This window comes from Microbacterium sp. NPDC055683 (assembly GCF_053617895.1).
Window position 1 is genome coordinate 37,083 of sequence record NZ_JBSHGQ010000029.1, and the last position, 12,228, is coordinate 49,310.

A 12,228-nucleotide genomic window follows, 5' to 3' on the forward strand; every position below is an offset into this window, starting at 1 on the left:
GTCGTCTCCATGAGCGACTACTTCGATCGTCAGCACGACAAGGCGTACACGCGGGTCTACAAGGAGCAGACCCCCGACATCCTCGCCACCTGGAACGACTTCAACTCCGCCGTCTTCGCGAAGGAAGGACGCGCGCTCGAGCTCAAGCAGCGCGAGCTGATCGCGGTGGCGGTCGCCATCACGACCCAGTGCGTGTACTGCATCGATGCGCACTCGCAGGCGGCCGTCCGCGCCGGCGCCACCGAGGCGGAGCTCGCGGAGACGGCATGGGTGGCGACGGCCCTGCGTGCCGGCGGCGGGTTCGCCCACGGCCGACTCGCGTTCAAGCTGGGCGAGGAGGCCCACCGGCACTGAGCCGGAGGAGCACGGCGCCCAGGAGGGCGGCGACGGTGTCGGCGATGCCGCCCTCGTGCGCGAGGCGGCCCGACAGGCGCACGACGGCGTCCCCCGGTTCCGGCAGCCCCGGCGCCGAGGGGAGGCCGTCGCCGCCCGCGTCGGGCACGAGCGCGACGCCCAGCCCCGCACGCAGCGCCTCGACCACTCCGCCGAGGCTCGCCGCCTCCGCGCTCATCTCGACGGGCCGCCCGGCGTCGGCGAGCAGCCGCAGCGCCTTCTGCCGCAGGCCCGGCGTCTCGTCGTAGCCGACGAGACGGACGCCGGACGCGCGCGCCGTGTCGACGTGTCCCACCCAGCGCAGCGGGAGCCGCCCGATCGCGCGCCCCGCGACGGCGTCGTCGACGTCGAGCAGGACCGCGAGGTCGACGACCTCGTGGCCGATGCGGCCCAGCAGGTGAGCCGTCGGCTCGACACGCACGACGAGGTCGATGTCGGGATGGGCGTCTCGCAGCCCTTCCGCGAGCACGCGCAGCGCCGCAGCCGGCAGCACCTCCGCCGTCCCCACGACGAGCGTGCGCGGCCGGGCGACCGCGAGCCGCTCGAGCGCGTCGTCGTGCACGGCGAGGATGCGCCGGGCCTCGACGAGGAGCCGGCGCCCGTCGGCCGTGAGGGCGGAGCCTCGGCCCGACCGCCGGACGAGCGGACGCCCGATCGCGCCCTCGAGACGGCGCACGTGCTGGCTCACCGTGGGCTGGCTGAGCCCGAGCGCGTCGGCGGCGCGACCGAATCCACCCAGGTCGTCGATCGCCACGAACGTCCGCAGCTGGTCGACGTCGAGTCCGCCCGCCATGCCGTTCCTCCCATCCGTCGCGATGGCTCGGACGCTAGCGGGAGCCGCGTGTCGCCCGCGCCGCCGGCCGACACGGGGCGTCATCGCCGCGCACACGGCGACACACGCCGACGTCCGACGACCATCCGCGTGCCGGCCGTCGGCGCCCCCGCTACCGTTGCGGTATGAGCGACATCCTCCTCACCCCCGACGAGCTCGCCGAGCTCACCGCGCGCGACGAGAGCGTCCGCATCCTCGACGTGCGCTGGCGGCTCGACCGGCCGGATGGCCGACCCGAGTACCTCGAGGGGCACATCCCCGGCGCCGTGTACGTCGATCTCGACACGGAGCTCGCGGGTCACGGGGCCCCGCAGGACGGGCGCCACCCGCTCCCCGACACCGCGGCGCTGCAGACGGCCGCGCGCCGGTGGGGTCTGCGCGACGGCGACACCGTCGTCGTGTACGACGACCTGAAGTCGCTCTCGGCCGCACGCGCGTGGTGGCTCCTCGTCGACGCCGGCATCGCCGACGTCCGCATCCTCGACGGCGCGCTGCGCGGCTGGGTGGCGGCGGGGCACGCGCTCGAGCAGGGCGACGTCGTGCCGGCGCCCGGCGACGTCACGCTCTCGGCCGGCCGTCTGCCGCAGCTCACGATCGACGCGGCCGCCGCCCTCGCCCGTGACGGCGTGCTGCTCGACGTGCGGGCGGAGGAGCGCTACCGCGGCGACGTCGAGCCGATCGACCCGCGCGCCGGCCACGTGCCGGGCGCGCGCAGCCTGTTCACGGGCGGGAACGTCGACGCCGACGGACGCTTCCTCCCGGCCGAAGCCCTCCGCGAGCGGTTCGCGGGAGCGGGCGCGCAGCCCGATCAGCCGGTGGGACTCTACTGCGGGTCAGGGGTCACGGCGTCCCACGCCTTCGTCGCCGCGCTCCTCGCGGGGTACGAGCCGCGGCTGTTCGCAGGATCCTGGAGCGCGTGGAGCAACACGGGCCGTCCGGTCGCCACCGGCGGTGGCAGATTCGGGGACGAAAGCGCGGAAGCCCTTTCCTGAGGCGCGTCCTCGGGCATAGGCTGGAGGGCTCGGTCGTCTCTCCCACGACCGGGAAGACACTCTCCCTTCCGGCCCCGCGCCGACTCCGAGGATCATGCCGCGCTCCACATCCCCCCAGAACACATCGACCTTCCGATCCCTCGTCCGCCTCCTGCCGTTCGCCCGACCCGTGCTGCCGCGGCTCGTGCTGGGCGGGATCACCGCGCTCATCGCCGCCGTGCTCGCGCTCCTCATCCCGATCGCGCTGGAGTGGGTCGTCGGGGGCCCCATCGCCTCCGGCTCCGTCGCCGCGATCGCGTGGGGCGCGTGCGTCGTCCTCCTCCTCGGCCTCGCCGAGGCGGCCATGGTGTGGCTGCGCCGCTGGTTCGTGCTCGGCCCGGCGACCACCGTCGAGTACGACATCCGCACGCGCTTCTACAACAGGCTGCAGCGGCTCCCCGTCGAGTTCCACGACCGCTGGCAGGGCGGCCAGCTCCTCAGCCGCATGATGCAGGACATCGGCCTCATCCGCCGCTGGATGGCGTTCGGGCTCATCATGCTCGTCGTCAACATCCTCACGATCATCATCGGCGCCGTCCTGCTCTTCCAGTGGCACTGGGCGCTCGCGGTCGTCTTCATCGCGGCGGGCGCTCCGATCTGGTACCAGGGCTTCCGCTTCGAGCAGACCTACGGCACGCTCTCCCGCCAGAGCCAGGACCAGCAGGGCGATCTCGCGACGAGCGTCGAGGAGAGCGTCCACGGCATCCGCGTGCTCAAGGCGTTCGGCCGCGGACCGCACGCGCTGCGCCGGTTCACCCGTCAGGCCGAGAACCTGCGCGACACCGAGATGCGCAAGGCGGGGGCCATCGCGCGCATCGACTTCTGGCTCGTGGCGATGCCCGAGCTGGCCTTCGCCGCCTGCCTGCTGCTCGGCATCTGGCTCGCCTCGGCGGGCGAGATCACGGTGCCGCAGCTGTTCGCGTACTTCGCGATGGCGACCATCCTGCGCTGGCCGATGGAGTCGATCGGCTTCCTGTTCTCCTTCCTGCTCGACGCGCGCACCGCGACCGACCGCGTGTTCGAGGTGTTCGACGAGATCGACACGATCGTCGACCCCGACGCGCCCGTGGTGCTCGCGCACCCGCGCGGAGCCCTCGCCTTCGAAGGCGCGCACTTCCGGTACCAGGACGCGGGCGACCACGAGCCCGACCTCCTCGACGGCATCGACCTCGCCCTCCGCCCCGGCGAGACGATGGCCCTCGTGGGACTCACCGGCTCGGGCAAGACGACGCTCACGACGCTTCCCACGCGCCTCTACGACGTGACCTCCGGCCGCGTCACGCTCGACGGCGTCGACGTCCGCGAGCTCTCGCTCGTCGAGCTGCGGACGCACATCGCGACCGCGTTCGAGGACGCGACGCTCTTCTCCGCATCCGTGCGCGACAACGTGCTCCTCGGCCGCGACGACCTCGAACCGGGGTCGGCCGAGGCCGAGCGGGTGCTCCAGGAGGCGCTCGACGTCGCGCAGGCGGAGTTCGTCGCCTCGCTCCCCGACGGCGCCGACACCCTGATCGGCGAGGAGGGGATGAGCCTGTCGGGCGGACAGCGCCAGCGCCTCGCTCTCGCGCGCGCCGTCGCCGCACGCCCGACCGTCATCGTCATGGACGACCCGCTGTCGGCGCTCGACGTCGACACGGAGGAGCGCGTGCAGGTGGGGCTGCGCCGGGTGCTGGAGGGCACGACGGCGCTCGTCGTCGCGCACCGGCCGTCGACCGTCGCCCTCGCCGACCGCGTCGCGCTGCTCGAAGGCGGGCGCATCACGGCCGTCGGAACCCACAGCGAGCTGATGGCGACGTCGGCGCACTACCGCAGCGTCATCTCGAGCTTCGAGAAGGAGGGCGCGGACGACAGCGCCCGGCGCATGGACCCGGAGCACGGCATGGACGTCGTGACGGGGGCCATCCCCGTCGTGCGGGGCCTGACCGACGAGGACGAGGAGGGCACGCGATGAGCGGCACCGTGCACGGAACCGCCGGCGAGGACCGGTCGGACTACACGCGCGAGGAGAACCGCGCCATCCGCAGGCGCTCGTGGCGCCTGCTCGTCTCGCTGCTCGCGCCGATCCGGCGGCAGGTGGCGCTCGTCGCCGCCGTCGTCGTCGCGCAGACCGGCGTGCGCGTGCTCGGCCCCGCGCTCATCGGCCTCGGCATCGACCGGGCGCTCCCCGGCGTCGTCGAGCGGGCCGACTGGGGCCCCGCGTGGTTCGTCGGAGCGGCCTACGTCGCCACCGCGATCGGCGGTGCGGCGCTCCTGGCGTGGTACGACGTGCTGGCCGCGCGGGTCACGCAGAACGTGCTGCTCGACCTGCGCACGCGCGTGTTCCGCCACACCCAGCGGCTGAGCCTCGAGTTCCACGAGACCTACACGTCCGGGCGCATCATCTCCCGGCAGACGAGCGACCTCGACACCATCCGCGAGCTCCTCAACGGCGGCCTCAACCAGCTCGTCCACGGCGTGCTCTACGGCGTCTTCACGTTCGTCGCGCTCGCCGTCGTCGACTGGCGGTCCTCGCTCGTGCTCGTCGCGGCGTTCGTGCCGCTGTCGATCCTGATGCGGTGGTTCTACGTCAACTCGCAGCGGGCGTACCGCGTGTCGCGCGTCGTCAGCGCGAAGCTCATCGTCAAGTTCGTCGAGACGATGACGGGCATCCGAGCGGGCAAGGCGTTCCGCACCGAGCCGCGCAACGAGGTCGAGTTCGGCGGCCTGGCCGCGGAGTACCGGCGCGTGAACATGCGCTCGATCCGCCTGTTCGGCACGTTCGAGCCCGGCCTCATGGCGATCTCCGCCACGGCCATCGGCGCCGTCGTGCTGTGGGGCGGCATCCGTGTCGCGGAGGGGGCGTTCTCGGCGGGGCTCCTGCTCACGGCCGTGCTGTACGTGCGCAACTTCTTCAGTCCGCTGCAGGAGGTCGCCATGTTCCTGAACTCCTTCCAGGCGGCCGCCGCCGCCCTCGAGAAGGTGTCGGGCGTGCTCGAGGAGGACCTCACCGTCCCGGACCCGATCCGGCCCGTGCCGCTGCCGCACGCGCGCGGAGCGCTGCGCTTCGACGACGTGACCTTCGGGTACGGCGAGGGCAGGACCATCCTGCCCTCGTTCGATCTCGACATCCCTGCCGGGCAGACGGTCGCGCTCGTCGGCACGACGGGCGCCGGGAAGTCGACGCTCGCCAAGCTGCTCTCGCGGTTCTACGATCCGAGCGACGGCCGGGTGACGCTCGACGGCGTGGATCTGCGGGACCTCGATGGACGCGACCTCCGGCGGGCGATCGTCATGGTCACGCAGGAGGCCTACCTCTTCAGCGGCACCGTGGCCGACAACATCGCGCTCGGGAAGCCCGACGCGACGATCGAGGAGATCCGCGCTGCAGCGGAGGCGGTCGGGGCGGACGCCTTCATCCGCTCGCTCCCCGACGGCTACGACACCGACGTGAACAAGCGCGGCGGGCGCGTGTCGGCGGGCCAGCGGCAGCTCGTCTCGTTCGCGCGGGCGTTCCTCGCGGACCCGGCCGTGCTCATCCTCGACGAGGCGACGGCGTCGCTCGACATCCCCTCAGAGCGGATGATCCAGGAGGCGCTGCAGACCCTCCTCGCCGATCGCACGGCGATCATCATCGCCCACCGCCTCTCGACGGTGGCGATCGCGGATCGCGTGCTCGTCATGGAGCACGGCCGCATCATCGAGGACGGCAGTCCCGCGGAGCTCACGGCCGGCACGGGCAAGTTCGCCCAGCTGCACGCCGCCTGGCGGGACTCGCTCGTGTGACGTGCACCGCCCCGGGCATCCATCGGATGCCCGGGGCGTCGAGGAGGGCGACGGGGTCTCGATGGGGGAGGGGTATTCGAGGCCCCGCCGCCGGTCGTGGGTCAGCGGGCGCGACGTACGCGCGGGCTGAGGATTCGGGGGATGTGCGGTTCGTGCCGCAGGAGGTCCGTCAGAGCCGGATCTCCGCGATGATCTCACCGTACTCGGTCTCGCCGACCGGCGAGAAACCGACACGGTGGAAGAAGGCCTCGGGTCCGCCCTCTCCGGCCTCGTAGATGACGCTGAGGTGGTCGAAGGAGCGCTCGCGCGCCTCGTCGAGCAGACCGGCCACCGCGAAGCGGCCGACGCCGCGCCGCTGGTCGTCGGCGTCGACGTTGATGCGCCACAGCACCGACTGGAAGTAGTCGGGCCGGGCCTCGCGGTCGAAGTTCGCGCTGACGAAGCCGACGACGTCGTCGCCGTCGAGCACGACGCGCTGCCAGGTCGTCTTGGGGTTCAGGACGGACGCGGCGATGCCGTAGGAGACGGGCGCGAGGAACTGCTCCTGCCCCGGGCGCAGCGACAGCGTGTTGACCTGGACGATGGTGTTCGCCGACAGCTCGACGAGGCGCAGTTCCGTCATATCGACAGGCTAGCGGGTGATCAGGCGTGCACCCAGACCTCGGTGCCCGTCTGCGCGAAGTAGTACACGCGCTCCGCGGCCGCCTGGGTCATGTTGACGCAGCCGTGGCTCATGTACGCGCCCGCGCCGAAGTTGCTGTGCCAGTACGTGCCGTGGAACCCCTGGTCGCCGTTGAAGTACGTCACCCACGGCACGTCGGCCGTGCAGTAGTCGAACGAGCCGCCCGGCACGTAGTTGCCGGCGTCGTCGCAGGAGCCCATGTCCTGGATGGTGAGCTGCCCGTAGACCGTGAAGTGGCCCTCCTGGGTGTCGTACCCTGGCCGGCCGAGAGCGATCGCGTACGTGTCGACGACCTGCTCGTCTCCGTCGTTGACGGTCTCGAAGAGCGTCGTGGTGCCCTCGCTCTTGTCGACCTCGAGGCGGCGGTAGAGCAGGTCGGTCTCGTAGTCGATCTCATCGACGGGGAGCTCGAAAGCGCCGTCGCCGGAGGCGAGCTGCGCGGCGAAGTCCTCCGCGATGCCGTCGGTCGACTGCAGGCCCCAGCCGTTCTGGCCCTCCTGGATGGTCCGCAGGTGCTCGCCGGCGGAGTTCGTGACGATCTGCTCGTCCACGACGTCGCGGTTGACCTTCTCGGGCAGGCTCGCGACGGTGTCGGCGACCGCTGCGGCGACGGCGGCCTCGTCGACCTGCAGCTGGAAGGCGCCGTCCGCCGTCGTCACCTGGACCCACGACGCGGCCTGGGCGGCGTCGATGCCGGCGACCTTCTCGCCGTCGACGTAGAAGCCGGCCCCCGCGACGAGCGCGCTCAGCGCCTCGGCCTCCGCCTGCGCGTCGGCGGTCGACACGGCCGCGGCGACGGGGGTCGCGGTGGTCTCGACGTAGACGGGATCGCCGGCCGAGAGGTCGTCGGCGATGCCTGCGGCGAGCGCGTCGAGGTCGATCCCGGTGCCCTCCTGCGCCTCGGCGACCGTGTACGCGGCCGCCTCGGCGTCGTACGACACCTGCGCGTCGACGGGGGCGGTGAAGAGCTCGGGCGCGCTCTCCTCGAGCGCGGCGAGGGCACTGTCGGCGTCGAGGGTCACCTCGACGGGGATGGCGCCCGACCCCCACGTGCCGACGTTCCAGAGCGGGTTGTCCGCGAACGCCTGCTCGGCGGCCGCCGCGGCGTCGACGGAGGCGCCGAGATCGGCTCCTGAGACGACGACCTCGCCCGAGGGCGTCGCGATCGTCACGTCGACGTCGTCGATGCCGGCGGCGATCGTCTCTGCGGCGGCACCCTGCGTCTGCCAGCCGACGTCGACTCCCGCTGCGGCCACGCCGGGGGCGATGAGGATGAGCGAGCACGCCGCCGCGCCCGCCGCGATGAGGCCGCCCGGGATGCCGAGCCACAGCCCCAGGTGCCGCTTGCGGGGTTCGGGCTCGGCAGGTGCCCACTCCACGGCCGGTCCAGCCGCGTCGCCGTCTGAACCGGGCGCGGGCTTGGTCGCGAGATCGGTCATCGTCTACCCCCAGATGCGCGCCGAAGCGGTCGGCGTGTCCCACAGATCATCGTAGAGGGGCGCACCTTACCGCAGGCCGCGAGGGAATCACGATGTGAGCACGATCTCCTGTGCGTCGACGCCGTCCTCGCGCCAGCGCCGCACGCGCTCTGCGAGGCGGGAGCGGAACGCCGGCCAGGCCCGTTCCCGTCCGCTCCGGGGCGACCAGGCGATCTCGGCCGCCGACGCGAGCCGGGGGAAGGCCATCCGCTCGATGCCGGCGCGATCGCGGATCGTCTCCGTCCACAGCGCCGCCTCGACGCCGCGGACGGCTCCCTCGGGCAGCCCGGGGATGACGTCGTCGGGATCCCAGTCGTACGAGCGCTCCACGCTCGTCGGGCCGTCGGCCCAGGCGAGGCCGAGGGGCGTGGACGCGTCGTACTTCATGTCGAGGTAGACGGCGTCGGACGGCGACATGACGAGCGTGCCGCCGCGCGAGACGAACGCCCGCGCCGCCTCGGCGTGCTCGGCCGACGGCGTTCGGAAGCCCCAGAACTGCCCGACCGCGCCGCGGGGGAGAGGGGCGCGCCCCGCCTCGTGCCAGGCGACGGGCGTCTTCCCGTGCGCGACGACGATCTCGGCCGCCCGCCTCACGAGCGAGGCGTAGTCGTCGGGGGCGGTGCCGAGCGCCTCGTCGCCGCCGATGTGGACGAGGTCGCCGGGCGTGAGCGCGCAGACCTCGCCCAGCACGTCCTGGAGGAACTCCTCGACGGCGGGCTCGCCGGCCCGCAGCGACGAGAACCCCACGGCGAGCCCCGTGTACGGCACGCCCGCGCGCGGCAGCCCGCCGCCGTGCTCGGCGGCGACGCGCCGCACCTCGTCCGTCACGACGGGCGGCGCGCAGAGCTCGGGATGCGCGAGCCCCACGGCGTGCGTGTGACCGGGGAGGTCGATCTCGGGCACGAGCTGCACCCCTCGGCGCTCCGCGTGGGCGAGGAGCTCCTCCCAGTCGCCCCGCGTGTAGTACCCGCCGGGATCGCCGCCGACGGACGTGCCCGACGCGCGTTCGGCGAGGGCGGGGCGCGAGCGCAGGTCCAGGCGCCAGCCCTGGTCGTCCGTCAGGTGCAGATGGAGGTGCGTGAGCTTGAGCTCCGCCATCCGGTCGAGGAGCCACACGACGGTCTGCACGGGATGGAAGTGGCGCGCGACGTCGAGCATGAGCCCGCGGTGGGGGTACCGGGGTGCGTCGGCGATCGAGACCGGGCGGATGATCCATCCCTGCGGACCCCGCTCGACGAGCTGCGCGAGGGTGGCGCGCGCATGGCGTGCGCCGGCCGGCGTGGATGCCGCGACGTCGATCCCCGCCGCGTGGACGTCGAGCCGGTACCCCTCGTCGGGGAGGGTGGCGTCGTGGTGCTCGAAGGTCATGCCGGAGGCCGCGGCCTCCGCCTCCGTGCGCGCCGCCGTGTCGGGCGCGAGGTGCAGCGGGGCGCCCTCGCGCGGGCGGACGGACGCGGGCCACGGCACGAGCGGAAGGGTCATGCGAGGGAAGCTACCAGCCGTGTAACGAGTTTGTAAACATCCCTTCCTAATCCGATCGGGGTCTTGTGCCGCCGCCATTTCGTAAATAGAACTTACAAACATGACCGATCTCCCGACGGCGCCGCGCCGCATCCCGCGAGCCAAGGTGCTGCCCGAGCACGCCCGCGCGCACAATCGCGCTCTCGTGCTCCAGACGCTCTTCCACGAGGGCGCCATGAGCAGGGCCGACCTCGCCAGGGAGACCGGCCTCACGCGCGTGACCACGTCGGATCTCGTGGGCGAGCTCCTCGGCGACGGGATCGTCGTCGAGCAGGGCATGCGCGCGCAGACGGGGCCGGGCAAACCCGCCATCCTCGTCGACATCGACAGGGAGGGGCTGCAGGTCGTCGCCCTCGACCTCTCGGGGGCCACAGAGCATGTCGGCGCCGTCCTCGACCTCACGGGCGCCGTGCGCGCCCGTGTCGCCGTCGCGCGACCGGCCGACGGCGACAGCGACGCGGCGCGCGAAGGGGTGCTGGCGCTCGCGGCCGACACCGCCTCCCGTGCGACCGCCCGTGTTCTCGGCGTGGGCGTCGCCGCTCCCGGCGTGATCTCCCGCGACGGCGTCGTGCTCACCGCCCCCAACGTCGGATGGCACGGGGTGCCGCTGCGCGCGCTGCTGGAGGAGCGGATCTCCGCCCCCGTCGTCGTCGCGAACGACGCCAACGCGGCGGCGCTCGCCGAGTACACCCTCGGCGGATCGAGCGGCGACCTCGTCCTCGTGAAGATCGGGCGAGGCGTCGGATCGGGCCTCCTGGTGCGCGGCGAGCTCACCCGCGGAGGTCGGGACGCCGCGGGCGAGATCGGACACGTCACGGTCGGAACGGACGGCGGACCACGCTGCGCCTGCGGCCGGGAGGGCTGTCTGGAGGCGTGGCTCGCCGTACCCGCCCTGCGCGAGCGGATGGCCGCCGCCGACGACCCCGAGGCCGTCCTGCGCGACGCGGGCGAACGGCTCGGCATCGCCCTCGCCCCCGTCGTCGGCACGCTCGACATCGACGACATCGTGCTCTCGGGCCCCGTCGACCTCCTCGACGGCTCCTTCCTCGACGCCGCCGTCGCGACGCTGCGCGCGCGCACGCTCTCCCCGTTCGCGGACCCCGTCCGCGTCCGCCTCTCGGCGCACGGCGACGACGTCGTCGTGCTGCGCGGGGCGTTCGCCATGGTGCTCGACGCGCGGCTCGGCATCCGCTGACCCTCCCTCCCTCCCTCCCTCCCTCCCTCCCTCCCTCCCGAGATTGGAACCCCCATGAAGAACAGGAAGCTGATCGGCGCCCTCCTCGGCGCCTCGGCTCTCGCGCTCGCCGGATGCGCGGGCGGCACCCCCTCGAGCGACGACGGCGCCGGCGCCGGCGGCGCCGAGCTGCGTGTCTGGCTCGTCGGAACCGACACCCCGCAGGAGGCGCGCGACTACCTCGTCGACACCTTCGAAGCAGAGAACGAGGGCGCCACCCTCGTCATCGAGGAGCAGCAGTGGACGGGCCTCGTCGACCTCCTGACGACGGCGATGTCGGGCTCGGAGAGCCCCGACGTCGTCGAGGTGGGCAACACGCAGGCGGCCGCGTTCACCTCGGCCGGCGCGTTCTCCGACCTCTCCGACCTCTACGAGACGCTCGGCGGGGACGATCTGCTGCCCGGCTTCGTCGAGGCGGGCAGCTACGACGGCGCCTTCTACGCGGCCCCGTACTACTCGGGCTCCCGCGTGGTGTTCTACAACACGGCCATGTACGCCGAGGCGGGCGTCGAGGTCCCCACGACGCTCGACGAGTACGTCGCCAACGCCACAGCGCTCGCCGAGGCGACGGGCGTCTCCGGCGTGTGGTACCCCGGCAAGGACTGGTACAACGCGCTCCCGTTCATCTGGGAGAACGGCGGCGAGGTCGCCGTGCTCGACGGCGACGAGTGGGACGCGCAGCTGTCGAGCCCGGAGTCGATCGCCGGGCTCGAGCAGGTGGCGACCCTCATGGCGTCGTCGCAGGCGCCCAAGGACGGCGACGAGACCGAGGCGTGGGTGCCGTTCCGCGAGGAGCAGGCCGCGACCCTGTCGGCGCCGAGCTGGGCGTACTGGTCGATCGTCGCCGACGAGGACCAGGCGGAGACCGCGCTGTCGGAGTCGCTCGGCTCCTTCGCGCTCCCCGGTGCGGACGGCGGGGCGGCGCAGGTGTTCGCCGGCGGCTCGAACATCGCCATCCCGGCGGCTTCGCAGAACCAGGAGCTCGCCCGCAGCGCCGTCGAGATCATGCTGAGCGAGGAGTACCAGTCGATCCTCGCCGGTGCGGGCCTCGTGCCCGCGCTGCAGTCGCTCGGCGGCGAGGTCGCCGCGGCCACGCCCGAGCTCGCGGCGGTCGTCGCGGAGGCTGCGGCGAACGCGAAGCTCACCCCCGCCTCGCCCAAGTGGGCCGACGTGGAGGCCGCCCAGCTGCTGCAGGACTTCTTCGTCCAGATCGCGTCGGGCGGCGACATCCCCTCCCTCGCCGCCGAGCTCGACGCCGACATCGAGGCCATCCTCAACGGCTGACCCCTCGGCCG

10 protein-coding genes are annotated in these 12,228 nt (G+C 73.0%); 6 read left to right on the forward strand and 4 right to left on the reverse strand.

The window, feature by feature from the left end; all coding sequences use genetic code 11:
- Positions 1-9: 9 nt before the first annotated feature.
- Positions 10-354, forward strand: a complete 345-nt coding sequence (locus ACWGPF_RS11910; RefSeq protein ID WP_452333026.1) for a carboxymuconolactone decarboxylase family protein — start codon at positions 10-12, stop codon at positions 352-354.
- Here the strand turns inward: ACWGPF_RS11910 and ACWGPF_RS11915 are convergent.
- Positions 323-1,186 carry a LysR family transcriptional regulator gene (locus tag ACWGPF_RS11915; protein ID WP_452333027.1) on the reverse strand — a complete coding sequence of 288 codons (864 nt, stop codon included), beginning with the start codon at positions 1,184-1,186 and terminating at the stop codon, positions 323-325. The two genes, ACWGPF_RS11910 and ACWGPF_RS11915, sit on opposite strands and share 32 nt — an antisense overlap.
- Positions 1,187-1,350: 164 nt before the next feature.
- Here ACWGPF_RS11915 and ACWGPF_RS11920 point away from each other — a divergent pair, with 164 nt between their 5' ends.
- From ACWGPF_RS11920 to ACWGPF_RS11930, 3 genes are all read left to right on the forward strand, one after another.
- Positions 1,351-2,217 carry a sulfurtransferase gene (locus ACWGPF_RS11920; RefSeq protein ID WP_452333028.1) on the forward strand — a complete coding sequence of 289 codons (867 nt, stop codon included), beginning with the start codon at positions 1,351-1,353 and terminating at the stop codon, positions 2,215-2,217.
- A gap of 94 nt (positions 2,218-2,311) precedes the next feature.
- Positions 2,312-4,207 carry an ABC transporter ATP-binding protein gene (locus tag ACWGPF_RS11925; protein ID WP_452333029.1) on the forward strand — a complete coding sequence of 632 codons (1,896 nt, stop codon included), beginning with the start codon at positions 2,312-2,314 and terminating at the stop codon, positions 4,205-4,207.
- Complete coding sequence (locus tag ACWGPF_RS11930) at positions 4,204-6,018, forward strand: ABC transporter ATP-binding protein (protein ID WP_452333030.1); 1,815 nt, start codon at positions 4,204-4,206, stop codon at positions 6,016-6,018. The genes ACWGPF_RS11925 and ACWGPF_RS11930 overlap by 4 nt, the downstream gene beginning before the upstream one ends.
- 169 nt (positions 6,019-6,187) lie before the next feature.
- On the opposite strand, the gene ACWGPF_RS11935 is transcribed toward ACWGPF_RS11930, so the two are convergent.
- From ACWGPF_RS11935 to ACWGPF_RS11945, 3 genes are all read right to left on the reverse strand, one after another.
- Entirely contained in the window at positions 6,188-6,640 is a 453-nt protein-coding gene (locus tag ACWGPF_RS11935) for an N-acetyltransferase family protein (protein ID WP_452333031.1), read from the reverse strand.
- A 20-nt stretch (positions 6,641-6,660) separates the two neighbouring features.
- Entirely contained in the window at positions 6,661-8,139 is a 1,479-nt protein-coding gene (locus ACWGPF_RS11940) for a L,D-transpeptidase family protein (protein WP_452333032.1), read from the reverse strand.
- Positions 8,140-8,226: 87 nt separating this feature from the next.
- The gene (locus ACWGPF_RS11945; protein ID WP_452333033.1) at positions 8,227-9,660 is read right to left on the reverse strand and encodes a family 20 glycosylhydrolase; all 1,434 of its coding nucleotides are present in this window, start codon (positions 9,658-9,660) and stop codon (positions 8,227-8,229) included.
- Between the two features lie 100 nt (positions 9,661-9,760).
- Between ACWGPF_RS11945 and ACWGPF_RS11950 the strand changes: the two genes are divergently transcribed.
- Positions 9,761-10,894 carry an ROK family transcriptional regulator gene (locus tag ACWGPF_RS11950; protein ID WP_452333034.1) on the forward strand — a complete coding sequence of 378 codons (1,134 nt, stop codon included), beginning with the start codon at positions 9,761-9,763 and terminating at the stop codon, positions 10,892-10,894.
- Positions 10,895-10,948: 54 nt separating this feature from the next.
- A complete protein-coding gene (locus ACWGPF_RS11955; protein ID WP_452333035.1) occupies positions 10,949-12,217 on the forward strand; it encodes an extracellular solute-binding protein in 1,269 nt (422 codons plus the stop codon).
- The last annotated feature ends 11 nt before the right edge of the window (positions 12,218-12,228 follow it).